Origin of the sequence: Eggerthella hominis (assembly GCF_014287365.1) — a bacterium.
GTDB classification, from domain to species: domain Bacteria; phylum Actinomycetota; class Coriobacteriia; order Coriobacteriales; family Eggerthellaceae; genus Eggerthella; species Eggerthella guodeyinii.
In genome coordinates this window covers 50,384-76,653 of the sequence record NZ_JACOOA010000006.1, presented here as the reverse complement: position 1 = coordinate 76,653, position 26,270 = coordinate 50,384, and the positions used below count along the sequence as shown (strand labels likewise).

The following is a 26,270-nucleotide window of genomic DNA, read 5'->3' as shown; positions in this document are numbered from 1 at the left end:
GGTTCTCGAGGAACAGCCGTGCATCAATCATAAGTGGAACGATGGGAAAAGTGAAGCCGCAATCCGCGCGCGCTCTTCAGCCGCGCGCCAGATACGCCTCAACGGCCTCGCGCAGCTCGCTCACGCCCGGGCGCGGTTGCCGTATACTGGGGCGAAACGTTGAGCGAATGCGAGGAGCGAAGAGAGCATGGGCGATTTCTCCAACAGGGTGTTCGAGGTGGTGCGGCGCATCCCGCGCGGGAAGGTGGCGTCGTACGGGCAGGTGGGACGGCTGATCGGCGCGCCGCGCTCGGCGCGTTACGTGGGCTACGCGCTCCACGCGAACCCCGACCCCGGCGCCGAGGTCAACAACATCCCGTGCCACCGCGTGGTGTTCAAGGACGGCGGCCTGTGCAAGGGATTCGCGTTCGGCGGCCCCGAGATCCAGCGCGAGATGCTGGAAGCCGAGGGGGTGGCGTTCGCCGACGACACGCACGTGGACATGGACGCCTGCCAGTGGGACGGGCACGCGGACGGCACGGCCGAGGGCGAGCTGCCCACCGCGCCGCCGGAAGACTTCGATTGGGCGCGGGAACTGGGAGAATGACGATGGAGCAAGGATACGTGCAGGTGTACACGGGCGACGGCAAGGGCAAGACCACGGCCGCCGTCGGGCTGGCGATGCGGGCGGCGGCCGCGGGTCTGCGCGTGTACTTCTGCCAGTTCATGAAGTACGGCCCCACCGGCGAGCTCGATGCGTTTCGCCTGTTCGGCGACCGCATCGTGGCGGAGCAGTTCGGCACGGGCGGCGAGTTGAGCGCCCCCGACCCGGAGGACGACGCGCAGGCCGCGCGGCGCGGGCTCGCCGCCGCACGCGAGGCGGTGCTGGGCGGCGCGTTCGACGTCGTGGTGCTCGACGAGGCGAACGTTGCCGACAGCTTGGGGTACTTCGAGCCGGACGCGCTCGTCGACCTGGCGCTCGAGCGGCCCGAAACCGTGGAGCTGGTGGTCACGGGGCGCGGTGCCAGCGGCACGCTCATGGTCGTGGCCGACCTCGTCACCGAGATGCGCGAGGTCAAGCACTACTACGAGGAGGGCGTCATCGCCCGCCGCGGCATCGAGTTCTAGCGGCCGCCCTCGAACGCGCTTGCGAGGGCGCGGGCCACGCGCAGGCCGTCGCAGGCGGCGCTCATGATGCCGCCGGCGTAGCCGGCCCCCTCGCCGCAGGGGTAGAGGCCGCTTTCGGGCGCGTCGTCGGGCGCGCCTTCCACCCGCGCCTGCAGCGCGTCGTCGCGCACGATGCGCACGGGGCTCGAGCTGCGCGTCTCGACGCCGGTCATGACCGCGCCTGCATCCGCGAACCCGCGCAAGCGGCGATCGAGCAGGGGCAGCGCCTCGGCAAGGGCGTCGGCCACGAAACCGGGCAGGCACGCGCGCAGATCGCACCAGGCCACGCCGCGCGCGTACGTCGGGCGCACCGATGCGCCCGCCCCGCTCGCACGTCCGGCCAGGAAGTCCCCCACCGTCTGCGCCGGTGCCTGGTACGCCTCGCCGCCCGCGGAGCGCGCCGCCTCGAAGGCCGCCCGCTCCATGCGCCGCTGCAGCTCGACGCCCGCCAGCGGATCATCGCCCTCGAAGTCCTCGGGACCCACGCCCACGAGCAGCGCCGCGTTCGCGTTCGCCCCGTCGCGCGCGAAGCGGCTCATGCCGTTCACCACGACGCCGCCCTCCTCGCTGGCGGCGCACACCACCTCACCGCCGGGGCACATGCAGAACGTGTACGCGCTGCGGCCGTCCGGCAGGTGCACGGCCAGCTTGTAGTCGGCCGCGCCGAGCGCGGGATGCGCGGCGGCGTCGCCGTACTGCGCACGGTTCACCGCCCCCTGGTCATGCTCGATGCGCACGCCCACCGAGAACGGCTTCTGCTCCATCGCCACGCCCGCCCCGTGCACCGCGGCGAACGTGTCGCGCGCTGAGTGCCCGCAGGCGAGCACCGAGCGACGCGCGTCGACGCGCTCAAGCACGCCCGTGCGCCCGTCGCGCACGTCAACCCCCGCGAGCGCGCCGCCCTCGAAGCGCAGGCCTTCGAGCTGCGCATGGAAGCGCACCTCGCCGCCCGCTTCCTCGATCTGGCGGCGCAGGGTGCGCACGACGTCCACGAGCAGGTCGGTGCCGATGTGCGGCTTCGCCTGCCAGAGGATCTCCCCGGGCGCGCCCGCGTCCACGAACCAGCGCAGCACGTGGCGCGCGAGCGGATTCTTGATGTTCGTCGTGAGCTTGCCGTCCGAGAACGTGCCGGCCCCGCCTTCACCGAACTGGATGTTCGTCTGCGGGTCGAGGTCGCCGCCGGCCTCGAACGCGGCCACCGTCGCCAGGCGCTCGTCCACGTCGCCGCCGCGCTCGAGCACGAGCGGACGCAGCCCCGCACGCGCCAGGTAGAGCGCGCAGAACAGCCCAGCCGGGCCCGCGCCCACCACGATCGGGCGCGGCTCGCCGCCGGCCTCGCGGCCCGCGGCGCACGACGGCACCCGCAGCGGCTCGTAGGGCTCGTGGCGGCGCACCTGCGTCCCGACGACCGCCCCCGCGCCCCCGCGCTCGCCCGCCGCGGCGAGCGCGCGCTCTTCCTCGGCGGCTTCGGCCAGCTCCACGCCGAGCGTCGCCACGAAGTGCACGTCGCGCTTCTTGCGCGCGTCCACGCTGCGCTTCAGCACCCGCACCGCGCGCACGTTGCGCCCCGCGACGCCGAGCGCCGCGGCGGCGGCCGCGCGCACGAGCGCCTCCGCCGCCGCCCCGGGCAGACCCGCGTCCAGCGGCAGCTTCACGTTCGACACCTCAAGCACGGCGCGCTCCTTCCATCAGGCTCTCCGCGGCGGCGCGACCCGCCAGCATGCCGCTCGCCCACGCCCAGTGCAGGTTGTAGCCTCCGCAGGGCGCGTCCACGTCGAGCGCCTCGCCCACCACGTGCAAACCCGGCACCGCGCGCGCCGCGCACGTGCGCGGATCGAACGCCTCCACGAGGAACCCGCCGCGGCGCACCTGGCACTGCCGCGCCTCGCCGACGCCGCGCACCTCGAGCGCGAGCCTCTTGAGCGCGCGGGCGAGCGCCGGCACGTCGCGCTGCGCGAGCGGCTTCTCGGCGTGCAGCCCGGCCGCTTTCAGCACGGCGCGCCCCACCGCCGGCAGCGTCATGCCGCGCAGCACGTCGTCGCCCGTGCCCGCGCCTCCGCGCTCGCGCAGGCGCGCGAGGCGGGCGCGCAGCAGCTCCTCGAGCGGCGCCTCGCCGTGCTGCGGCAGCAGGTCGATGCACAGCGTGTCGCCCGGCTCGGCGAACCGCGACAGGTTGAACACCGCGATGCCCGACACCCCGTAGTCGCGGAACAGCACCTCGCCCCGCTCGCACGCCTTCTCCGCGCCGTCCCGACCGACGAGCGACGCCGCGCAGCGCACGCGGATGTTGTTGAGCGCCTTCACGAGGCGCGCGTCCGTGCGCAGGGGCCCGAGCACCGCGCGCGGCTCCTCCCAGGCGAGGCCTTCTGGCACGAGCGCGCGGGCCGCGTTCCCGCCGGCCGCCACGATCACCGCCTCGGCATGCAGCACCGCGCCGTCGGCGAAGCGCACGTGGAAGCGGTCGCCCTTGCGCGCGGGCGCGTCGAGGCGCACCGCCTCCCGCCCGCACTCCTCGCGCACGCCCGCGTCCGACGCGGCCGCGCGCAGCACCTCGAGCACGCTCGTCGCCTTGTTCGCCAGCGGGTACAGGCGGCCCTCGCCCTCCTCGCGCCAGACGAGCCCGAGGTCGGCGAAGAACGCGTGCACCGGGTCGACGGCGGCATCGGCGGCGGAGCCGGCTGCGTCGCCCGCACGCCGCAGCTCGTCCAGCGCCGCGCCCACGAACGCCGCGTTGCGGTACGCCGCGGCGTCCACCTGCGCGTTCGAGAAGTTGCACCGCCCGTTGCCCGTGGCCAGGATGGAGCGTCCCACCCGCTCGTCGGCCTCGCATACCGCCACGTCGACGCCGTCCGCGCCCACATCCGCACCCACGCGGACGCCGCGCGCCCGCAGTGCGTCGGCCGCGGCCACCGCGGCCGCGAGCCCGGCCGCGCCGCCGCCTATGATCATCAGTTTCTTCATGCCGCCATGATACCGCATCGGACGATTCGCGGGCGCGAATCGGGAGCCATGACAATTTCAACGGCATTTTCGGACGCTGCACCCCGCCACTGCTTCTCCCCACCTGGGGCTTTCTTGCAATCGCACAAGCCCATCGCCCTTTTTCGCACCCGACTGTTGCCACAGCTCCCGTTTTGCGCCCACCGGGTGGCGACGCGCCGTGCCCCCGCCCTCGAACGCAAAAGGGCCCCGGCACCTTTCGATGCCGGGGCCCTCGCCGCACCCTCGCCGCCGCTCTGCGCGCGCGGGCGCTACTTCGATTCAAGCACGGGGATGGGCGTGTCGTCCGTCTCGTCCAGGTTCTTGTCCCACACGTAATGCTTCGTCTCGCGCGCGATGAGGCCCGAAAGCAGCAGCACCACGATGATGTTCGGGATGGCCATGAGCGCGTTCGTGATGTCGGAGATGGTCCACACCAAATCGCCGATGCCGATGGCCCCCAGGAACGCCACCACCACGTACAGCACCTGGTAGGGGCGGATGGCGCGCTTGCCGAACAGGTAGGTGACGCAGCGGTTGCCGTAGTACGACCAGCCGAGGATGGTGGTGTAGGCGAACAGGATCATGCCGATGACCAGGATGGGCGTGCCGATGTAGGGGATCGACGCGAAGGCCGCGCTCGTCAGGTCGGCGCCGGCCGAAACCTGGCCGCTCTCCATGATGCCCGGGTTCGCGATCATCGTGGACACGAGCACGATGCCCGTGAGCGCGCAGATGACGACGGTGTCCCAGAAGGTGCCGGTCATGGACACGAGGGCCTGGCGCGCCGGGTTGCGCGTGGAGGCCGCCGAGGCCACGATGGGCGCCGAGCCCAGGCCCGACTCGTTCGAGAACAGGCCGCGCGCGCAGCCGAACTGCAGCGCCATCATCAGCCCCGAGCCCACCGCGCCGCCGAACGCCGCCTTCGGCGTGAACGCGCACTCGAAGATGAGGCTGATGGCGGGCCACACGTACTCCCAGTTCATGCCGATGATCACGATGCAGCCCCACGCGTAGGCGATGGCCATGAACGGCACGAGCTTCTCGCACACCTTCGAGATGATCTTGATGCCGCCGAAGATGACGATGGACACCATGATGACGATGGCCAGGCCGATGCCCCAGGTGGGCACGCCGGGAGCGTTGGACGTGATGATCCCGGTCATGGCGCTGGACTGCACGGCCGAGCCGATGCCGAACGAGGCGACGGCGGCGAACAGGGCGAACGCCCCGGCCCCCAGCAAGCCCCACCACGGCGTCTTGCCGTCCTTCTCGAACGCGCGTCGCCATGCGTACATCGCGCCGCCCAGCATGTTGCCGTTGTGGTCCTTCACGCGGTACTTCACGGCGGCGAACGTCTCGGAGTACTTCGTGGCCATGCCGAACACGCCGGTGAGCCACATCCACAGCACCGCGCCCGGGCCGCCGGCCAGGATGGCGGTGCCCACGCCCACGATGTTGCCGGTGCCGATGGTGGCCGACAGCGCCGTGGTCAGCGCGCCGAACTGGCTGATGTCGCCCGGCGCATCCGGGTCCTTCGTCACCGACAGCTTGATGGCCGTCGGCAGCTTGCGCTGGATGAACCGGGTGCGGATCGTCAGGTACAGATGCGAACCCAACAGCAGCACGATCATCGGCGGGCCCCATACGAAGGCGTCGATATCGCTGATCATCTGGACGATGTCCATGCACGTCCCCTCTCTCGTCTTTGCCAGTACGCCCCGTTGCGAGAAAAGAGCCGGTCCCGAAGCAGGTTCCGAACGCCGTCGACACGCGACAAAAGCCGTTTCGGCAGGGGCACTTTCGCACGCTAAAGTATTCGGATTATAGCCACGTGGAACCTTACGGTTCGTTAACAAACGGAAAATCCTCCGCGAGCGGCGTCGATGCGCGCCCTAGGCGTCGATGCCGCCCTTCGTCTCGCCGAACAGGAGGTCCATCATCTCCTGGCGGCCGCTCACGCCCAGCTTCGCGTAGATGTGGGACATGTGGGTTTTCACCGTGCTCTCGGCCAGCACGAGCTCCTCCTGCACGAACGAGCAGGTGCGCCCCTGGGCCAGCAGCATGAACACCTCGGTCTCGCGCGGCGACAGCGCGTAGGCGGCGGCAACCTCCTGGCAGCGCGCGACGATGGACCGGGTCAGGCGGCTGGCCGCGTCGTCGGCGGCCCCGTCGGCAGCCGCGTCGTCGGCGGCGGCCCCGTCCCGTCCACGGCCGCGCACGAGCGAGGCCAGCCACGAGCGGTTCATCACGAGCGCCACCACCACGAGGATGACGACCGTCTCCACCACGGCGCTGCCGCGCAGGAACACCACCCACACCACCGAGGCCGCGGCGTACGCGAGCCCCGCGATGCCGACGATGCGGTTCTCGGGCAGCGGCAGCAGCGTGCACGCGGCCGCGACGGCCGACCAGAACAGCAGGTGGGCGAACGGGTCGTTCAGCTGCACGATGCTGTCGAGCAGCACCGACGGCACGTCGCCCAGCTGGGCGCGCACCACCACGACGAACAGGCCCGCGATGACCACGAGGATGGGCGGCTGGAAGCGCACCGACGCGGGCTGCTTCGCCATGAGCAGCAGGGCGAGCCACGCGAACGCCGCCAGGCACACGGTGAGCACCGAGATGGCGGGGATGCGCCCGAGCGCGTCGAAGTAGGTGGTGTTCGAGTCGCCCCACACGCCCGAGGGGCCGAAGATGCGCACCATCGCCAGCAGCACGCCCACGATGACGAGCACCGCCGCCATGTCGCCCGCCGCCTGGCGCTGCCGCGCGCTCGGCTCGGCACCGCCGGCCGCGCCGGGAGCCGGGGACGGCCCCGTCGCGGGCTCCGCGCCCGCCGCGCGGGCCGCGCCCTGCCGCGCGCCCGCCGCGCGGGCCGCCTCGAAGCACGCCGCCGCCAAGCACGGCAGCGCGATGGCCACGACCACCTGCTGGGCAGGATCGATGAAGCCGTCCAGCGCCAAGCTCATGAGCTGGCGCAACGGGAACGCGGCAACGATGCACCACACCACGCACGCGAACCCCTGCGTCGTGGCCAGCAGGATGACGAAGCGCGACGCGAACCAGAAGTAGCCGAGCCCCGCCAGCACGAGCCCGCACGTGGCCAGGATGGTGGGGCTGAAGAAGTCCTGATGGAACGACAGCGCGAAGCAGCCCGTGCCCACCGCGGCCATCACCGGCATGACGAAGGCGAGGCTGCCCTCGTGCGCGGCCACCCAGCGCGGGGCCGCCGTCAGCACCGCGGCGACGACGAGGATGCCCGTCAGCCAGAACGTGCGGGCGTTCACCCACTCGGCCAGGCCGAGCGAGGACAGCAGGAAGCCGGGCGTGTGCCCCATGAGCGTGCACCACAAAAGGATGAGCGACAGCCCCGCCGCCGACGCCGCCCCGCATGCGTTCACGATACCCCGCCGATGCTCCATGCCGCAGCGCTCCCCCTTCGCGTCCCCCCTGCGTTTCTGCACGCAGTATAGCGCATCGGCGGGAGCACGCGTTGGACGGAGCCGCAAGATGCCGGCTCCGTCCACGGGAGGGTGCTGCATATCGTCGGGCTACCGCACCGCGAAGGCGAGGCTGGCGGACAGCGGCGACACCACGTCGTCGGCCGTGCGGGCGCGCACGGTCATCTCGTAGTCGCCCTTCTCCTCGAACGAGGCGGTGAACTGCCAGTTCACCCACTTGTCGGCCGTGGCGCCGTCGGTGTCGCACGCCGTCCAGGTGCGCCCGCCGTCGAAGGAGAACTCGATGGCGGCGATGGGGCTTCCGCAGTCGTCGGCCACGCCCTCGAACGTGATCTCGTCGCCCGCCTCGAACGCGCAGCCGTCGGCGGAGTTCTTGATCTCGATCTTGTTGCGGTACATGGGATCGACCGAGGCCACCTCGGGCACCGCGTCCTCGCGCGTGAGCTCGATGCTGGCGATGTTGCGCGTGAAGTAGCGCGCCACCGTCTCGGGCATCCACAGCTGCAGGCTCGAGCCCTCCGACGCCTTCAGCTCCTCGCCGTTCACCTGGTACACGAGCAGCGCGTTCTTGTCGAGCGCGTACTGCAGCGGCAGCGGCTCGCCGTAGCCGTCCGCGCCGTAGGCCGTCACGGTGTTCACGCCGTCCTCGAGGTCGGCCATGCCCACCACCGACGCCAGCGGCACGCCGATGACAGCCGCCTGGCCGAAGGGCGACCCCGTGGCGCACGAGCAGCCCATGAGCGCCTCCTGCTCCTCGTCGTCGAGCTCGGAAAGGTCCACCGTGAAGCTCTCCTTCACGTGCCCGCCCACGTTCACGAAGTAGGTGGCCACGCCGTCCTGCTCGGCGGCGAGCTCGGGCGCGGGCTTGGAGCACATCGACAGGATGGCGGTTCCGAACACGTTGAACAGCTCGTCGTTGGGCGTGACGCCCTCCTGATTGAACGTGAACGACCCCTGCACGTCCGCGACGCGCACGTAGTCGGATTCCTCGCCCAGCCACTGGGCGCGGATGTCGTGGTCGGCCACCGTGTGGGTGGCGCCGACGGGCCGGGAGCCCCCGTCCGCAGCCGCGGGCTGCTGGGCGGCAAGGGCCGCGCCGGCGCCGGATGCGAGCAGCACCGCGCCCGCCACGCCGGCCATGATCTTCTGAGCTGGCTTGTTCATGAGCGCTCCTACTCCTTTCCTTCGGCCGCTTCGGCAGCCGCCGTCTTCGGGGCGACGAGCGACGGGGTATCGATGACGACCGTCTCGTCGGCGGCGGGCATCGCGTCCTTCGCGTTCACCATGACCGTTTGGATCTGCGGGCTCACGAGGCCGCTTTCCGTGGTGGCGCGCAGCTGCAGGCAGTAGGCGCTCTCCTCCTGGGGCGTCCAGGTGAAGTCGAACCAGACGAGCTTGTTGACGTCGGTATCGCCCAGGTCGTGCTTCGTCCACGTTTTGCCGAAGTCCATCGAGAACTCGACGCTCGCGATCTTCTCGTCGTAGGCGTCCACGTAGCCGTGGAACGTGTAGGGCTGGCCGTTCTGGATGACGAGGCCCTCGGGCACGCCCAGCACGGTGGCGTTGGGCTTGTTCGTCCAGTTCCCGTCGGCGTCGATCCAACCGTTCGGGTTGCCGTCGTGATGCTCGAACTCGTACACGTGATCGTCGAAGTCGGGGGCGTCGGTGACCACCTTGTACTCGTTCATCTGCTTGGAGTTCACTTCGGGGTCGACGCCCTCGCACCAGTTCGTGCACGGGAAGCCGTTGGCCGCGGTCAGCTGCTCGCCGTTGATCTTGTACACGAGGAACGCCTCGCCGCCGTCCACCTTGTCGAGCGGCATGGCGCGCTTGGACGAGCCGTCGGCGCGCATGACGCGCACGCCGTTGATGTCGGCGTTGTCGGCGTAACCGCCCGCGCGCTCGATGAGCCAGCTCACGGGTATGCCGGTGATCTCCACGTTGCTCACCGATCCGGCGCCGGTGCCGTTCCAGTTGCACACTTCCTTCGACACCTTCGTCACGGTGACGCCGGCCGCCTCGGCCTCTTTCACGAGATCGGGCAGAAGCGCGGTGTAGGGGCTGTTCACCTCGCCGTCCACCGTGATGGGCCAGCTGTCGAACAGGCTCTGGGGCATGGGCGTGTCGGCGTACTCGGCGCCGGAGCGCATGCGGTCGTACAGGCGGTTCCAGGCGTCCATGTTGAACATGTCCTCCTGCGCCATCGTGGCTTCCTGGTCGATGGAGAAGTCGCCCTCGACGTTCTCGACCTTCGTCACGCCGCGCAGGCGCTCGAACTTGGTCTGGTCCCACAGCGCCATGCCCTCGCCATCGTTGGTGGCGTCGTGGCAGGAGTAGCAGTTTCCCTTGTACTCGTCCTCGAACTGGCCGTCGGCCTCCAAGCCGTAATGGATGTTGTGGATGAGCGTGCCGAACTCGTACTGCGTGGGGATGTAGCCCGGCGAGTACGTGTGGCAGAACAGGCACTGGTCCACCGTCATCTCGGCGTCGAGCGCCGGGCTGTTCGGCGAGGGGTGCATGGTCTGCGCGAGGTGCTGCAGCGTCGCGTCGAGGTCGGCGTGGCAGCTGTTGCAGCCGCGGTTGTCGTTGTTCAGCCGGTAGATGTTGTACGGCGTCTTGCCCTGACGGGCGCGCTCGGCGAGCTCGCTCGGGGTGCGCTGCACGATCTGGCCGCTCGGCAGCGTGCGCAGCTCGGGCGCCCACTGGTCCACGTTGGCGTCCCACATGTCGTGCATGCCGTCGAGGTAGTCCTTGCCCGGGTAGGCGTCGAGCGAGATGCCGTCGTATACCGTGCCCTCCTCGCCGTCGATGATCGACTGCTGCTCGTCGGTGTACTCGTGCCCCTCCGCTTGCGGGGTTTGCTGGTCGCTCGTCGCAAGCGCCTCGTTCGTTTGGGGAGCGCAGCCGGCGATGCCGACCGTCCCCAACAAGGCGCACACGGCGACCAGCGCGATCTTGCGTTGTGCGTGCATCGGTCTCCTTCCTCTCCTGTTCTCGTCCGCGCGGCGGCCGAACGTCCGGCCGGCTCCCCCGCGCGAAGAGCATGGTAGGGAAACGGAGGCGGCGCGCGCCATCGTCGAAGCGAACCATCTTGGGTTCAGGGGGCATCGTACGATCCGGAGGATGCCGCCGAACAGGCAAAACGGCCCCGCCAGTGCGGGGCCGTTCGCAGAAACCCTGCGCGCCGGGAGGGAGAGGGCGCGCGGAGCCGGAGGGGTTTACGCCTTCTTCGCGGTCTTGGACGCGGCCAGCTCGGCGGCGCGCGCCTCCACGGCGGTGTCGTCGGGCTCGGCGGAAAGCGCCGGATCGACGGTGATCACGAAGTTCGGCTTCGTCTCCACCGCGTCGTCCGACACGATGTCGGCCTGATGCGCCTTCTCGAGGTCGGCCATCTCGCCCACCGCGAGGTTCATGCCGGGGCACGCCGCCACGCAGGCGGGCAGCTCGCCGCGCTCCTGCCGGTCCGTGCACATGTCGCACTTGTACGTCTTGCTCTCCTGCTCGTCGTAGCACGGCGCATGGTACGGGCACGCCTCGATGCACGTCTTGCAGCCGATGCACAGGTCGTGGTTCTGCTGCACGATGCCATTCTCCAGCTTCGTGTAGGCCTGCACGGGGCAGTTCGCCACGCACGCGGGCTCGTCGCAGTGGTTGCACGACAGGGACAAAAACGACAGCGCCCGCGGGTCGTCCTGCTTGATCTCCGTGACATGGCGCAGCAGCACGCCTTGGTCAAGCTGCTTCTCGCTCTTGCAGGCGATGGAGCATGTCTTGCATCCGTAGCAGTTCTTGTTGTTCATCCAGAATCCGAGCGCCATGGCTTACGCCTCCTTCTTCACGTCGACGAGGGTCTGGTTGCAGCAGTGGGTGCCGCCGAGCGTCTTCCACTTGTCGTTGGTGACGTAGCTCGACGAGCCGCCCTGCTGCTCCCACCAGCCGTTCTGCAAGCCCACCACGCCGGCCTTGATGCGGTCGTTCACCTCGGCCACGCCGCGATGCTCGCCGCGGTCGTTGAACACGACCACCGCGTCCCCGTCGGCGATGCCGCGCGCCTCGGCGTCCGCCTCGTTCAGCAGGACGACCGGCTTCCGATCGCACACCTCGTCCATCCACTCCAGGTTGTTGAACGTGGAGTGCACGCTGCGGTACGTCTTGCGCTGCACGCTGAACAGCGGGTACTTCGCCGCCAGCTCATCGCCGTTGCGCGCGTCTTCCTCGGAGCGGACGTAGCTGCAGATGGGGTTGAAGCCCTCCTTCTTCCAGGCGCCCACCCAGAACTCGGCTTTCTTCGACGCGGTGAAGAACACGCCGTCCTTGTAGGGGATGTAATCCTTGCCCACCACGTCGACGGCCTTCTTCTCCACGAGCTCGTCGTAGGTGACGCCCGTGGGCTCCAGCACGTTGGAGATGAGGTCCTTCATGGGCACGTCGAACGCGTCGCCGAAGCCGAAGCGGCGGGCCAGCTCGGCGAAGATCTCGAGGTCGCTCTTCGACTCGCCCGGGCCGTCCACCGCCTTCTCCATGAGCTGGATCCAGTGGCTGCGCGCGTTGGCCAGCACGCCCTCGGTCTCGAAGATGCCGGTGCACGGCAGCACGAGGTTTGAGTACAGCGCCGTGGACGTGAGGTACTGGTCCACCGTCACCACGAACGGGATCTTCTCGAGCGCCTTCTTCACCATGCCCGTGTTGGGCCACTGCGTCATGGGGTTGCCCGTCATCGACCACAGCACGTTCACCTTCACGGGATCCTCGTTCAGGACGGCCTCGCCGAACGTGAAGCGCGGGATGGCCGCCACCTCCTCGGTGGCCTTCGGCACCTCGAGCGGGTTGCCCGTGGCCACCTCGTTCATGCCGCCCGCGTCGCTCACGCCGTCGCCGACGTGCCCCACCTGGCCGCAGAACGCCGCCAGGTACGCGCCCACGGCCGTGGCGTACGTGCCGTTCTCGGTGCGCATGAAGCCGCCCATGTTCTGCACGATCATCGCGTGCTCGGCGCCCGCGTACTCCTTCGCGATGCGCTCGATGTCCGCCGCGGGAACGCCGCACTCCTCCTCGGCCGCCGCGAGATCCCACGCGGACGCCTCGGCCACGATCAGCTCGAACTCGGTTTGGTAGGCGTCGGCCGCGTCGGTGCCGTCCAACGTGAGGGCCGCCTCGATGCCGCTCTGGTCGTGCGGCACCACCTCGCCGCTCTTCTTGTCGAACACGACGAACGACGCGGGGTCGTCGGCGTTCTTCAGCACGGGCTCGCCCGTCGCGCGGTCCACGAGGCACGGCGCGCACGTGTGCGCGAGCAGGAACTCCTCGTCGTAGAGCCGCTCGTCCACGATGACCTTGAGCATGGCCAGGCCGAGCGCCGCGTCGGTGCCGGGCCAGGGCTGCAGCCAGTCGGTGGCCTTGGCGGCCGACTCCGTGTAGATGGGGTCGATCACCACGAGCTTGCCGCCGTTCTCCACCACGTGCTCGAAACGCTGGAAGTAGCCCTGCTTCGAGATGGCGGGGTTGTTGCCCCACACCACGACGTAGGTGCTGTTCTCGATCTGGTTGCGGCAGTCGAGGAAGCGCTTGCCGTAGATGGGCACGATGGCCGCCGTGGTGCCCGCGCAGCACAGCGAGCCCACCGTGGTCGACGCGCCGCCCAGGTGCCCGAAGAACGCGTTGGCCACCGGGCCGTGCATGGCGCCGAAGTTGCCGGAGCCGGTGACGTAGCAGATGGACTTGTTGCCGTCGGTCGCGATGGCGTCCTTGAACTTCTGCTCGATGAGATCGAACGCCTCGTCCCAGCTGATCTCCTTGAACTGGCCGCTGCCCTTCTCGCCGTCCAGCAGAAGCGGCATGGTCAGGCGGTCGGGGTCGTTCACCATCTGCGAGCGGCTGATGCCGCGCGCGCAGGCCGCGCAGTCGTTCAGCTCGGACGACTCCACCTTCACCAGCTTGCCGTCCACCACGTAGCCTTTCAGGTTGTGGTGCTGGCACTCGGGCGGACAGGTGGAATAGAACACCTGCGCGTCGGCGTAGGGGTCCGGCGCCGCACCCTCGGCATCGGCGCCGGCGCCGGCCTCCGTGTCGGCCTTCGGGCTGCATCCGGAAAGCCCCAACGCTGCGGCGGCGCCCGTCGTGGCGGCGGCCGCGACGAACGTCCGTCGCGACAGCGACGGCAGTGCCTGATCCGCGGATTTCCTCATCTCGCGCTCCTCTCCTCGTCCTGATTCCCAAACAGCGGCGGAACTTGGATCCCCCGTTCCTCCGCGTACCCCATTTTCCCCAGGTGGGCGCATCGGTTCAATATCCTGCGGAAGAACTTTCCGTTAAGAAAGTCCTACCAGATATTAAAAAAGTATTATCATCCGCGACTTTCCGCCGCGCGCGCCCGCGTTTGTCGGATAATTACGAGGGTAGCACGGTCGCGCGTACCGGGCGACGGGCAAGGGGGCCCGCCGTCGATGCGCGCCTCAGGGGGAATCGCCATGCCGTTCAAACGAGGTATCCGCTTCAAGTTCGCGGTGTTCATCGGCGCCTTCATCGTGGCCCTCATGGCCGTCGACGCGCTGTGGAACGTCCAGCTGCAACAGCAGCAGGCCGAGAACGAGGCGCGCGAGAAGGCCGAGGTGCTGGCCGACGAGATGCACGCGATGTGGGACTTCATCGACATCAACCAGAACACCATCAACCGCACCGAGGACGGCGCCTTCCGCACGAAGGCCCTCGTGTGCGTGGTCACCGCCAAGTCGGTGAGCACGCTGTTCACCATGAACACCGACTACAAGATCCAGTACACGAGCCCCACCCCGCGCCAGGCGGCGAACGCGCCCGACGAGTTCGAGCAGCGGGCGTTCGAGGCCTTCGGCGCCGATGCGGCCCTCGAGGCGTACTACGACGTGGGCTACGACGCCGAGGGGCGACGCGTGTTCCGCTACGCCGAGCCGCTGTACGTGACCGAGACGTGCCTCGAATGCCACGGCGAGCCCGTCGGCGAGCTCGACCAGTTCGGCTACGAGAAGGAGGGCATGCAGGTGGGCGACATCGGCGGCGCCGTGTCCATCACCGAGCCCATGGACATCTACGCCGACGGCATGCGCACGAGCGTGCTGCAGCAGGTGTTCATGGTGCTGCTCGTGCTCGTGTTGGCCTGCGTGGGCATCTACTTCGCCGTGAGCAAGCTCGTGCTGCACCCGCTCGACGCGCTCGGGCGCGCCGCGAAGCAGATCGGCGCGGGCGACTTCTCCTACCAGCTGGAGGCGCGCACCGTGGGCGGCCCCGACGAGCTCACCGAGTTCGCCGACGACTTCGACAAGATGGCCCGCCAGCTGGAACGGCTCTACACCGACCTCGAAAGCGAGGTGCGCAGCCAAACCGACAAGCTCTCGGCGCTCAACGACCTGCTGCTGTACCAGAAGGTCGAGCTCAAGAAGGCGCTCGACCGCCTCAGCGAGGAAACCGCCTACAAAAACGAGTTCTTCGCCATCATGAGCCACGAGCTGCGCACGCCGCTCACGTCCATCCTCGCGTTCGCGCGCATCCTGCGCGGGGTCGACTCGCTCGACGCCAAGACGCGCAGCGCCGTGGAGGAAATCGAGGCGAACGCCACGCTGCTGCTCAACATGGTGAACAACATCCTGACCATCTCGAAGGCCGAGGCGCACAAGAACGAGCTGGTGGTGGAGCCGGTCGACTTCGTGGACCTGCTGGGGTTCATCAGGAAGTCGCTCGAGCCCGTGGCGAAGAACAAGGGCATCGCCCTGACCGCGAAGACCGACGCCGACGTGCCCGTGTCGATGGCCGACTGGGAGAAGCTGCGGCGCATCGTCGAGAACCTCGTGGACAACGCCATCAAGTACACCCACGTCGGCGGTCGCGTGGACGTGCGCGCGACGTTCGACGGCGCCTGCATCGTCGTGTCCGTCGCCGACGACGGCATGGGCATCGACGAAGCCGACCAGGAGGGCATCTTCGAGCGCTACCGCCAGGCCGGCCAGTCGCCCAACCGCCGCTACCGCGGCACGGGCCTCGGCCTGGCCGTGGTGAAGGAGCTGGCCGAGCTGCACGGGGGCAGCGTGTCGGTGGCGTCGGCCCGCAAGCTCGGCAGCACGTTCACCGTGCGCATCCCCTACGTTGCCGTGGATACGGAGGAATACGATGAAGAAGATCCTGCTGATCGATGACGAGAACAGCATCGCGCGCCTCGTGGGCAGCATGGCGGGCGACGCGGGCTACGCGTTCGCTTACGCCGAAGACGGCGCGGAGGGCCTCGTCGTCGCCGAGCGGGAGGCGCCCGACCTCGTCATCATGGACGTGATGATGCCCCGGATGGACGGCTTCACCACCTGCCGCCTCATGCGCGAGCGCGGCATCACCTGCCCCGTCATCTTCCTCTCCGCGAAGGGCGACATCGTGGACAAGGGCGTGGGCTTCCAGGCCGGCGGCGACGACTACATGGTGAAGCCGTTCGATCCGCGCGAGCTGCTCATGCACATCGAGGCCCACCTGCGCCGCGCGAGCATGGCGGCCGCGCCCGTCGCGCCGCGCGGCGACATCCTGCACGCGGGGCGCTTCGTGCTCGACCGCGGGCAGTTCCGCGTCACGAAGGACGGCGAGCGCCTGTCGCTCACGCCCAAGGAGTTCAAGATATTCTTCGCGCTGGCCTCGAGCCCCGGCCTCGTGCTGTCGAAGGAGCAGCTCGTGGAGGCGGCCTGGGGCAAGGAGTTCGTCGGCGAGACGTCGAGCATCACCGTGTTCATCAAAAAGCTGCGCGAGAAGGTGGAGGACGACCCGTCCGACCCGCGCGTCATCCAGACCGTCTGGGGCATCGGCTACCGCTTCGAGCCCGAAGGCCGCGAGGGCTAGGGAGCGGCGCGGGAAGCGGCAGCCGGTCGCGAGCGCGGGCGTCGTTCGGCGCGGGAATTCGCTCGAAGTAACCAATTTTTGCGTTTTGCGTACCCGAAGGGGCTGGGCGGCGGGGAAATCGAAAAGGGTCGTCAGCGCAGCGGCTTCCCGACCTGCGGTTATGCGAAACGCCTCGAAAGGCCACCGAGCCGGGAGGCGCGCAGAAGGGCGCCGAAGCCCCTCGACGGCGCGCAAAACGTCAAAATTGGTTAAGATCCGGGAATTTCCGTGCCGCGACGTCGGCGCCGAGTTCGCCTAACGCGCCGACGGCCTCGGCGGCCTCGATGATGTCGAGGAGCTCCTGGCGGTTGTGGATGTCGAGCTTCTGGTAGAGGTGCATACGGTGCGTCTGCACGGTGCTGCGCGACAGGAACAGCTTCTTCTCGATGTGCGCCGAATCGCGCCCCTGCGCGATGAGCAGGGCGATCTCCGTCTCGCGCGGCGAAAGCTGGTACGTCTGCGCCACCGAGAGGCACTTCGCCTTGAAGGGCGTCTTGTGCTTGAACGGCACGATCTGCACGAGCGCGTTCGCGTCGGCCTCGGTGAACACGACCGCGTAGCCCACCGCCACCGCGAGCACGGCCGCGAACACGATGAGATGCACGTTGTCCATGGTGAGGTGCTGCACGAACACCGAGCTGAACAGCGCGCCGCCGAACGACCCGAGCGACCAGAAGCCGTACACGAGCCCGAAGAAACCGGGGGCGTACGCCGAGCGATCGCGGAACGCCGACGCGGCGATCACCCAGATGAGCAGGAACACGAGCTGGTACATGATGACGCTGCACGTGTAGCCGGCGATAGCCGCCTGCCCCGCCAGCACGATGGGCAGCAAGAGGATGCTGGCCAGCCCCAAGAGGAATATCATGCGGTACAGATGCCCGAACTGGAAGCGTTCGCGGTACGCCAGCAGCGCGTAGGCGAACGCGACGGCCGCCACCACGACGACGAACGCCGCGGCGTGGTAGGCCACCGCGAACGGCGAGCTCGTCACCTGCGTGCGCATGAACGCGTCGAACTCGCTGCGGAACAGGTGGTCGATCACGCCCCACGCGAACACGATGGCCGCCAGCTTCACGAGCATCCGCACCGACGCGCCGCGGCCCTCACGCGGGGCGGGGGCCGCGCTCGGCGGCCGCCCGTCCGCACGCTCGCGCTGCCCGGCCCGCAGGCAGACCGTCGACACGAGCGGCAGCGCGATGGAGGTCGCGATGACCGTGTAGATGTTCGCGATCGAGATGATGGCATTGATGGCGCAGGTCAGCACTTGCGAAAGGAACAGCGTGAGGAACATGCTCTGCACCGAGAGCCTGCCGAACAGCTGCATCCAGAACAGGTAGAGCACCACCGACAGCGCGCCCGCCACCGCGATGACCACGTCGCCCGTCACCGTGACGGAGTTCCGCGTGACGAGCGGCAGCACGAACACCGCGCCCATGAGCGCCATGGCCACGCCGAGCGCAAGCGGTCTCACCGTGCGCTCGAGCACCGCGAACAGGCGCCGGCCGCCCAGGAACAGCACGAGGCACGCCAGCACGGCCGCCACGAGCGACGGCATGCAGGCGCCGTGCGGCGGCTTGTTCACGAGCGCGTTCATCACGTTGTCCGGCGTCGCCGCCGTGAGCAGCGTGGGCGACCACGACACCGCGCAGCCGAACCCCACGGCGAGCGTCACGTTGGCGCGCGTGACCGCGCTCGACCACGCGTCTTTCAGAGCAGTGCGATTCCCCATGGAAGCCCCCTCGTATCCCCTACGATCTCCCGCGTTCCATTCTACCCCATGGGCATGCACCCGAACAGCGTGCCGTCACCTGGGAAAACGAAAGATCATATAACGGAACCGATGCGGTTTCGAAGGCTCATCCACCGCTTCCGATACCCCTTTCCCCAGCACTTTGCCAGAGTATCCCCAACGGTCCTGCGCCGCGACGGGCGCAGGGCACGGGGACATCGAGGAGAGGAGTCACGTATGACGACATGGGGAATGCTCATCGACCTCAAGCGCTGCGCGGGATGCGGGGCATGCGTCGTAGCATGCCAGCTGCAGAACAACCAGGGCCCGGGCGTATCCTGGGTGAAGCTCGACACGGTGGAATGGGGCGAGGCCGCCGGCGAGGCGGGGCGCGCGTACCTGCCGCACGCCTGCATGCACTGCGAGAACCCCGAATGCGTGTCGGTCTGCCCCACCGGCGCCAGCCAGAAGCTCGACGACGGCGTGGTGATCGTGGATTACGACGCGTGCATCACCTGCGGTTACTGTATGTCGGCGTGCCCGTACGGCGCGCGCGTGCTCAACGAGGGCAAGGGCAACTACTTCGGCGAGTACGCCCAGGCGCCCTACGAGGCCTACGGCGTCCAGCGCTCGCGCGTGGTCGAGAAGTGCATCTTCTGCCGTGAGCGCGCGGAGGAGGGGCTGCCCGTCGCCTGCGTGCTCAACTGCCCGGCGCACGCGCGCTTCTTCGGCGATCTCGACGACCCCGAGAGCGACGTCAGCAAGCGCATCGCCCAGGGCGACGCCGTGCGCGTGGACGAGACGTCGTTCTACTACGTGCCCATGAACGGCATGGACGAGAGCCTGCTGCCCACCGCAGCGGGCGGCGCCTATGCCGAAAGCTCGAAGGCGGCTCCCGGCATCGACCCCGTTGCGGCAACGATAGGCGTCGCCGCGGTGGCCGCGGTCGGCGTCGGCGTGGGCGTCGGGGTGAAGAAGTCGAAGGACAAGGCGAAGGCGCAGGCCAAAGCCGACGAAGCGAAGAGCGAGTAGGAAGGAAGGTGCACCCATGACCACGATTAACGACACCACGATGCAGGGCAACATCAGCCGCCGCTCGTTCGTGAAGGGCGCGTCCGCCCTGGCCGCCGGGGGCGCGCTGGCCGGCGCGTTCGGCTTCGACATCGCGCACGCCGAGGGCACGGTGGACCCCGACGCCCCCGTCGAGAAGCGCTACACGTACTGCGACATGTGCAACCAGGTGCCCAAGTGCGGCATGACCGCCTACGTGCAGGACGGCAAGATCGTGCGCGTCGAATCGCGCACGCCCCATCCCACCACGCCGCTGTGCGCGAAGGGCCTCGCCAGCATCCAGGAGCTCTACGACCCCAAGCGCCTGCAAACGCCGCTGCGCCGCACGAACCCCAAGGGCACGGGGCAGTCGCAGTGGGAGCCCATCACCTGGGACGAAGCCTACGACGCCATCGTCAGCGAGTTCAACCGCGTCAAGGAGGAGGACGGCCCCGACGCCGTGATGTTCTACTGCGGCGACCCGAAGGAGCCGCGCCCGCCCATCCAGCGCGTGGCCACGCTGTTCGGCAGCTCCACGTACGGCCTCGAAAGCTCGCTGTGCTCGACGGCCACGAACATCACCTCCCAGCTCGTGTACGGCCGCGGGCAGAGCTCGTCGGGCTCCGACCCCAGCGACGACACGGGCAGCTGCATGATCTGGAGCCTCAACGCGGCCTGGTCGCAGCCGAACCGCCACGCGAAGCTCATGGACCAGAAGGAGCGCGGCTGCAAGTTCGTCATCGTCGATCCGCGCATCACGCCCACCGTCATGGGGCTCGCCGACGTCCACCTGCAGCTGCGGCCCGGCTCCGACGGCGCGCTGGCCCTCGGGTTCATCAACATCCTCGTCCGCGACAACCTCGTGGACAAGCAGTTCGTCGACGAGTGGACGCGCGGATACGAAGGGCTCGCCGACCTGGCCGCGCAGTACCCGCCCGAGAAGGTCGAGGAGATCACCTGGGTGCCCGCGGCCAAGCTGGAAGAGGCCGTGCGTCTGCTGGCCGACAACGCGCCCAGCACGCTGGTCACCAGCTCGGCGGGGCTCGCCCACTCCTCCAACGTGGGCCACGCGCTGCGCGCCGTGTTCATGATCCCCGCCCTCATGGGCATGATCGAGAAGAAGGGCGGCGTCATGTTCGCCTCGGGCGGCCTGCCGCTCGACGTGAGCGCCTCCACTGCCAAGTTCCGCGCCGAAGACGTCTACACCGAGCAGAACTTCGCCGACAAGCGCGTGGACAAGGACGATTTCCCCGCCTGGGTGTCGTTCACCAAGCACTTCCAGACGGCGCGGCTGCCCGAGTACATCGACGAGGGGAAGATCAAGGCCGCCATCCTCGTGGCCAGCAACGTGATGATCTGGCCCGAATCGGACCGCTACCAGGAAGCCCTCGGCAAGCTGGAGTTCGTGGCCGCCGTGGACTACTACGAGCGCCCCTGGACCCACGACTACGTGGACATCCTGCTGCCCGCCGCCATGTGCCACGAGCGCATGGCCCCCTTCGCCGCCTACGGCCGCAAGCTGTTCTTCCGCGAGCCGTGCGTCCAGCCGGCCGGGCAGGCGCGCGAGGATTGGAAGATCATGCTCGACCTGGGATGCAAGCTGGGCTTCGAGGAGCAGTGCTTCGGCGGCGACGTGGAAGCGGCCCTCGACAACATCCTGCAGACGGCGGGCCTCGACGTCACGCTCGACGACCTGCGCGCGAACCCCGAGGGCCTGGAGATCCCCGGATCGCCGAACGAGGAGGGCAAGCACGCTGCAGGCAAGCTGCGCAAGGACGGACAGCCCGGCTTCAACACGCCGTCCGGCAAGCTGGAGTTCGACTCCGAGATCCTCAAGGGCTTCGGCTACGAGGGGCTTCCCGTGTACGAGGAGCCGGTGCACACTCCCTACGCGCCCACCGAGGAGGACAAGCGCTACCCGCTCGTGCTGAACGCGGGGTCGCGCCTGCCCTACTACACGCACTCCAAGCTGCGCGAGATCCCCTGGCTCAACCAGTTCATGCCCGAGCCCGTCGTGCGCCTGCACCCCCAGGACGCGCGCGACCGCTCCATCGGCACCGGCGACGTGGTGCGCGTGTTCAACCACCAGAACGAGATCGAGATGAAGGCCGAGGTGACGAACCTCGTGCACGCCGGCATGGTCGACATCTTCCACGGATGGCACCAGGCGAACGTGAACCTGCTGACCACGCGCGATTTCGATCCCATCACCGGGTTCCCGCCGTTCAGGTGCGGCCTGTGCGAGGTCGAGGCCACCGGCAAGGGACGCCTCGTCAGCCAGTAGCCAGCCAACGGATCAGCGGCCCCGCCCGCGCCGCGCATGCCGCGCGGGCGGGGCGTCAAGGAGGGAATCATGAACGATCGGAAGAGAACCAAGAGGCTCATCGCGCTCGGGGTGGCGGCGGCGGTCGTCGTGGCGGCCGGCGCGGGGTTCTGGGTATGGCACGAGCAGCCCAGCTTCTGCAACGCCATCTGCCACACGCCCATGGACCCGTACGTCGAGGACTACTACGCCGACGATGCCACGCTGCTGGCCACCTCGCATCGCGTGGTGGACGTCAGCTGCCTCGACTGCCACGTGCCCACGCTCAGCGAGCAGCTGGCCGAGGGCGTGACGTGGGTGGCGGGCGGCTACGCGCTGCCGCTCGAGCAGCGGCAGTTCGACAACGCGTTCTGCATGAACGGATCGTGCCACGACATCGGGCAGGACAGCCTGGCGCGGATCACCGCGCAGCGGGAGTACAACCCGCATAGCAATTTCCACGAGGAGCTGGCGTGCGGCACGTGCCACAAGTCGCACACCGCGTCGGTCATGCAGTGCGCGCAATGCCACAGCGACGCCGACGTGCCTGCCGGCTGGGTGGTTCGCTAACGGCCGGGAGGCTGGAAAGGAGGTTCCCATGGAGGTGTTGCTGGCGATTCTCATCAGCGTGCTGTTCGCGTGCGCGCTGCACAGGCAGATCAAGCGCTACGCCGTGTCGTTCTACATCGTGGCCGTGGCCGTCGACGTGCTGTTCCTGTCAGGGGTGCTGTTCGGGGTCTCGCGCGAGTTCGCCGCCGCGGTGTACCCGTACCTCACGCGGTGCCTGCTCGGGTTCGCCCTGTTCGCGCTCGTCATGTACATCGGGGCGCTGCCCGAAGGGTCGAAGGCGCGCCAGATGCTCATGCCCATCCGCGGCGAGCTGTCCATCATCGCCGCCATCCTGACCGTCGGGCACGTGGCGAACTACCTGGGCACGTACCTGGCCGACATCCTGTCGGGGTTCGCCGGGATGTCGGCGGGCATGGTCGCGTCGTTCGTCGTGTCGAGCCTGCTCATCGTGCTGCTGGCGGCGCTCACCGTCACGTCGTTCAACGCGGTGAAAGCCCGCATGAGCTCCGACGCGTGGAAGCGCCTGCAGAAAACCGCCTACGCGTTCTTCGGGCTGACGTACGTGCACCTCGTGCTGGTGCTGGCGCCCACCGTCTCGTCGAGCGGGCAGAAAGCCGCGTTCAGCATCGCCGCGTACACGGCGGTCATGCTGGTCTACGTTGCGCTGCGCGCGGCGACGCACCTGCGCGCGAAGCGGGCGCGGCCCGCGACGCCGTAGAGCTTCGAGCGCCCGGCTTCGAGCTCGCTTGGAGCCGGGCACGCCGTCGGGCACGGAAATTCGCCCGAAGCAAGCAATTTTTTCGTTTTGCGTGCGATTTCGGCCCTTCGGTTCCCCGCCGCAGAACAGGGGCGAGCATCGCCCCAGGTCAGTTTTGCCGCCTCGGACACCGCAGCCCTCGACCGTGCGCAAAACGGCAAAATTGCCTAGAATTCCGCGATTCCCGTGCCGGGCCGATGCCGACTCCCGCGGCAACCGCCCTTCCCGCGCAAAACGGGCGTGCGCAGCGCCCGGCGTCGCGGCGCTACTTCCCCTCCAGCTGCGGGATGGGCGTGTCGTCGGCCTCGTCGAGGTTGCCGTCGTACACGTAGTGGCGCGTCTCGCGCGCGATCATGCCGCTCAGCAGCAGCACGACGATGATGTTGGGGATGGCCATGAGCGCGTTGCCGATGTCCGAGATCGTCCACACGATGTCGCCCACGCCGATGGCGCCGAGGAAGGCCACGGCCACGTAGATCACCTGGTACGGACGGATGGCGTAACGCCCGAACAGGTACGTGATGCAACGGTTGCCGTAGTACGACCAGCCCAGGATGGTGGTGTAGCTGAACGCCACCATGCCCAGCACGAGGATGGGCGTGCCGATGTAGGGGATCTTCGCGAACGCCTCGCTGGCCAGCATCGCGCCGGAGTAGACGGTGGGGTTCGCCATGATGGACGACGCGATGTCGGGGTTCGCCAGCATCGTGGACACGAGCACGATGCCCGTGAGCGCGCAGATGACCACGGTGGACCAGAACGTGCCGGTCATCGCCACGAGCGCCTGCTGCGCCGGGTTGCGCGTGGAGGCCGCCGAGGCCACGATGGGGGCCGACCCCAGGCCCGACTCGTTCGAGAACAAACCGCGCGCGCAGCCGAACTGCAGCGCCATCATGATGCCCGAGCCCACCGCGCCGCCGAACGCGGCCTTCGAGGTGAACGCGCATTCCAGGATGAGCCCCAGCGCGTCGCCGATGAGCGCCCAGTTGAACGCGAGGATGACGAGGCAGCCGCCCGCGTAGGCGACGGCCATGATGGGGACGAGGCGCTCGCACACCTTCGAGATGGACTGCACGCCGCCGAAGATGACCACGGACACGAGCACCACGATGACCACGCCGACGACCCACGCGGGGACGTCCACGTTCGAGGTGATGATGCCGGACATGGCCGACGCCTGCACGGCCGAGCCGGTTCCGATGGCCGCGATGGCGGCAAACGCGGCGAACGCCACGGCGCCGAGCTTCGCCCACCAGGGAGTATGCCCGCCAGGGCTCGGGTCGCGCTTGCCCTCGGCGTTGCGCCTGAACGCGCGCTCCCAGATGTACATGGCGCCGCCGAGCATGGCGCCGTTGTGGTCGCGCACGCGGTACTTCACGGCCGCGTACACCTCGGCGTACTTCGTGGCGATGCCGAACACGCCGGTGATCCACATCCAGAACACCGCGCCCGGTCCGCCCGCGAGGATGGCCGTTGCCACGCCCACGATGGAGCCGGTGCCGATGGTGGCGGCCAGCGCCGTGGCCAGCGCGCCGAAGTGGCTGATGTCGCCCTTGCCCTCGGGGTCGCTCGACAGCGACAGCTTGATGGCCTGCGGCAGCTTGCGCTGGATGAACCCCGTCTTGAAGGTGAAGAACAGATGCGAGCCCAGCAAGAGCGCGATCATCGCGGGGCCCCATACAAATGCGTCGATGGTGTTGAGTAGTTCGAACATAATTCCGCTATTCTACCCCGTAGTTCGCCCGATCAGCAAAAACAACGCCCCCCGTCCACAAACGGTTACCCCGGCGCAGGCCGAGGCTTCCTGCGGCCGCCTTTTTAGCGGTGGTAGATCAAATGGCAGACGTCGTCGCCGCGGGCGATGGTCTTGGGCAGGTCGAGGTCGCAGCCGTAGGCTTCGCCGATGCCGCGGTCGCCGCACATGGCCCAGTCGCAGAGGTTGGAAATCTCCTCGTCGGTGCAGCCCTGCTTCTGCCACGCCTTCACGAGCGGGCAGTAGTGGAACTCCAGCTCGAAGCGGTCATCCTGCACGTCCTTGACGTCCATCTCGAACACCATCTGCGCCGGCTTGCCGAACAGGCCCTTCTTGAGGCTCTTCAGGCTGTTCGTGCCGCCGCCCTTCGCGACCAGCTCCGCGCCCTGGAACAACCCGCAGCGCTTCACGGCCGCCGGCGCGAACGCAGCCGGGTCGGCGCCCGCCTTCGCCGCCTCGTCGGTGAGCAGGTACAGCCACAGCGCGCGATGCTCCAGCAGCTCGCGGATGGCCTTGACGAGCGGGTTCTTGCTGCGCGGTTCGTTGACGATTCTGCTCTCGGCCATGGTGCCTCCCCTTCGTGCCGGACCCTCTTCGTTGCTGCGATTATACGGCAACGAGGCGCCGCCCAACCCACAAAACCTGCGCATTGTCCCCCATTCGGTCATTGCGTGGTTGCCAGACGGCAACAAGGCCGCTACAATGCAGCGCATGGATTCTGTTTCAGGGCGAGGTGCAATTCCTCACTGGCGGTAATCCGGCCGCGATGCCCCGCATCGGCGAGCCGGGAGTCCGCGACCCTGCGAACGTCCCCGATAGGGAGTGCGGTTGCAGGCTGATTCCGGTGCGATTCCGGAACCAACGGTATAGTCCGGATGGAAGAGGCAGAGATCCGCGTCGTCCACGCCCCGCGTGCGTCGGCTCGGACCCCAAGAAGCCTGTATGGAAGGAATTCATACGGGCTCGTTTTCTCTTTAGGCCGGGAAACGTGACCCGAACGTCACGGCCTGCAAGAGAAAGGGGTTGCCATGACCGGCAACGCACCGGGCACCAACGCCCAGGACACGTACGAATTCACCAACACCAACAAGTGGGACACCCGCCAGCTCGTGACGATGGCGCTCATGTGCGCGATCGGCGTGCTGCTGTCGTTCGTGGAGTTCCCGCTGCTACCCGGCGTCACCTGGCTCAAGTACGACGCCTCCGCCATGCCCGCCATGGTGTGCGGCTTCGCCTTCGGCCCGGCGGCCGGCCTCGCGGTGGGCGTCGTGGGCGCCGTCATCCACGGCATCCTCATGGCCGACTTCTCGGGCGCCGTCATGAACATCCTCGTGGTGGCCGGCTTCATCCTGCCCGCCGCGCTCGTGTACCGCCGCTCGCGCACGTTCAAAAGCGGCGTCATCGGCCTCGTGCTGAGCGCCATCACGGCCACCGTCATGGCCATCCTGGGCAACCTCGTCATCACGCCGATGTGGCTGGGCGTGCCGCTCGACGCCGTCGTGGCCATGATCCTGCCCATCCTCACGCCGTTCAACCTCATCAAGGCCGGCATCAACGCGGTGCTCACGCTCATCGTGTACAAGAGCATCTCCAATTTGATCACACCCAAGAAGAAGCAGGTGAAGGGACGCTAA

At 68.5% G+C, this 26,270-nt stretch carries 20 protein-coding genes and 1 riboswitch; of the genes, 9 read left to right on the top strand and 11 right to left on the bottom strand.

From position 1 onward, the window contains the following. Positions 1-187: 187 nt before the first annotated feature. Positions 188-586, top strand: a complete 399-nt coding sequence (locus tag H8S61_RS13165) for an MGMT family protein (RefSeq protein ID WP_015760352.1) — start codon at positions 188-190, stop codon at positions 584-586. A gap of 2 nt (positions 587-588) precedes the next feature. Then, positions 589-1,107: a cob(I)yrinic acid a,c-diamide adenosyltransferase gene (locus H8S61_RS13160; protein ID WP_186939295.1), complete on the top strand. Its 519-nt coding sequence runs from the start codon at positions 589-591 to the stop codon at positions 1,105-1,107. On the opposite strand, the gene H8S61_RS13155 is transcribed toward H8S61_RS13160, so the two are convergent. From H8S61_RS13155 to H8S61_RS13120, 8 genes are all read right to left on the bottom strand, one after another. Further along, a complete protein-coding gene (locus H8S61_RS13155) occupies positions 1,104-2,819 on the bottom strand; it encodes an NAD(P)/FAD-dependent oxidoreductase (RefSeq protein WP_186939294.1) in 1,716 nt (571 codons plus the stop codon). The genes H8S61_RS13160 and H8S61_RS13155 overlap by 4 nt on opposite strands. Further along, positions 2,812-4,107: an aminoacetone oxidase family FAD-binding enzyme gene (locus H8S61_RS13150; RefSeq protein ID WP_255466615.1), complete on the bottom strand. Its 1,296-nt coding sequence runs from the start codon at positions 4,105-4,107 to the stop codon at positions 2,812-2,814. Before H8S61_RS13150 ends, H8S61_RS13155 begins: the two co-directional genes overlap by 8 nt. A 290-nt stretch (positions 4,108-4,397) precedes the next feature. Then, on the bottom strand, positions 4,398-5,813 hold the full coding sequence (locus H8S61_RS13145) for an alanine/glycine:cation symporter family protein (protein ID WP_015760346.1): 1,416 nt from the start codon (positions 5,811-5,813) through the stop codon (positions 4,398-4,400). Positions 5,814-6,020: 207 nt separating this feature from the next. Beyond that, complete coding sequence (locus H8S61_RS13140) at positions 6,021-7,550, bottom strand: helix-turn-helix transcriptional regulator (RefSeq protein WP_186939293.1); 1,530 nt, start codon at positions 7,548-7,550, stop codon at positions 6,021-6,023. Positions 7,551-7,679: 129 nt separating this feature from the next. Continuing rightward, positions 7,680-8,753, bottom strand: a complete 1,074-nt coding sequence (locus H8S61_RS13135; RefSeq protein WP_186939292.1) for a molybdopterin-dependent oxidoreductase — start codon at positions 8,751-8,753, stop codon at positions 7,680-7,682. Between the two features lie 8 nt (positions 8,754-8,761). After that, positions 8,762-10,561, bottom strand: a complete 1,800-nt coding sequence (locus tag H8S61_RS13130) for a molybdopterin-dependent oxidoreductase (protein WP_186939291.1) — start codon at positions 10,559-10,561, stop codon at positions 8,762-8,764. 246 nt (positions 10,562-10,807) lie between these two features. After that, complete coding sequence (locus H8S61_RS13125) at positions 10,808-11,407, bottom strand: 4Fe-4S dicluster domain-containing protein (RefSeq protein ID WP_015760342.1); 600 nt, start codon at positions 11,405-11,407, stop codon at positions 10,808-10,810. A gap of 3 nt (positions 11,408-11,410) precedes the next feature. After that, positions 11,411-13,774: a molybdopterin-containing oxidoreductase family protein gene (locus H8S61_RS13120; protein WP_186939290.1), complete on the bottom strand. Its 2,364-nt coding sequence runs from the start codon at positions 13,772-13,774 to the stop codon at positions 11,411-11,413. Between the two features lie 282 nt (positions 13,775-14,056). On the opposite strand from H8S61_RS13120, the gene H8S61_RS13115 reads away from it, so the two are divergent. Beyond that, positions 14,057-15,751, top strand: a complete 1,695-nt coding sequence (locus H8S61_RS13115; protein ID WP_255466614.1) for an ATP-binding protein — start codon at positions 14,057-14,059, stop codon at positions 15,749-15,751. Next, positions 15,726-16,433, top strand: a complete 708-nt coding sequence (locus tag H8S61_RS13110) for a response regulator transcription factor (protein WP_015760339.1) — start codon at positions 15,726-15,728, stop codon at positions 16,431-16,433. The genes H8S61_RS13115 and H8S61_RS13110 overlap by 26 nt, the downstream gene beginning before the upstream one ends. Positions 16,434-16,671: 238 nt before the next feature. Here H8S61_RS13110 and H8S61_RS13105 read toward each other — a convergent pair whose 3' ends face one another. After that, complete coding sequence (locus H8S61_RS13105; RefSeq protein ID WP_186939288.1) at positions 16,672-18,204, bottom strand: helix-turn-helix transcriptional regulator; 1,533 nt, start codon at positions 18,202-18,204, stop codon at positions 16,672-16,674. Positions 18,205-18,441: 237 nt separating this feature from the next. Between H8S61_RS13105 and H8S61_RS13100 the strand changes: the two genes are divergently transcribed. The 4 genes from H8S61_RS13100 to H8S61_RS13085 all read left to right on the top strand — a co-directional run bounded on the left by H8S61_RS13100 (position 18,442) and on the right by H8S61_RS13085 (position 22,844). Beyond that, a complete protein-coding gene (locus H8S61_RS13100) occupies positions 18,442-19,236 on the top strand; it encodes a 4Fe-4S dicluster domain-containing protein (protein WP_114538447.1) in 795 nt (264 codons plus the stop codon). Positions 19,237-19,252: 16 nt separating this feature from the next. Continuing rightward, positions 19,253-21,538, top strand: a complete 2,286-nt coding sequence (locus H8S61_RS13095; protein ID WP_186939287.1) for a molybdopterin-containing oxidoreductase family protein — start codon at positions 19,253-19,255, stop codon at positions 21,536-21,538. Positions 21,539-21,607: 69 nt separating this feature from the next. Further along, positions 21,608-22,126 (top strand): cytochrome c3 family protein, encoded by a 519-nt coding sequence (locus H8S61_RS13090; protein ID WP_114538448.1) that lies wholly within the window; start codon positions 21,608-21,610, stop codon positions 22,124-22,126. A gap of 28 nt (positions 22,127-22,154) precedes the next feature. After that, entirely contained in the window at positions 22,155-22,844 is a 690-nt protein-coding gene (locus H8S61_RS13085; protein WP_186939286.1) for a hypothetical protein, read from the top strand. A gap of 304 nt (positions 22,845-23,148) precedes the next feature. Here the strand turns inward: H8S61_RS13085 and H8S61_RS13080 are convergent, their stop codons facing one another. Next, positions 23,149-24,597 (bottom strand): alanine/glycine:cation symporter family protein, encoded by a 1,449-nt coding sequence (locus H8S61_RS13080; protein ID WP_186939285.1) that lies wholly within the window; start codon positions 24,595-24,597, stop codon positions 23,149-23,151. Positions 24,598-24,701: 104 nt separating this feature from the next. After that, positions 24,702-25,202: an L-2-amino-thiazoline-4-carboxylic acid hydrolase gene (locus H8S61_RS13075; protein ID WP_015760332.1), complete on the bottom strand. Its 501-nt coding sequence runs from the start codon at positions 25,200-25,202 to the stop codon at positions 24,702-24,704. Between the two features lie 149 nt (positions 25,203-25,351). Further along, positions 25,352-25,527, top strand: a riboswitch (FMN riboswitch). Positions 25,528-25,664: 137 nt separating this feature from the next. Between H8S61_RS13075 and H8S61_RS13070 the strand changes: the two genes are divergently transcribed. Beyond that, positions 25,665-26,270, top strand: a complete 606-nt coding sequence (locus H8S61_RS13070; RefSeq protein WP_186939284.1) for an ECF transporter S component — start codon at positions 25,665-25,667, stop codon at positions 26,268-26,270.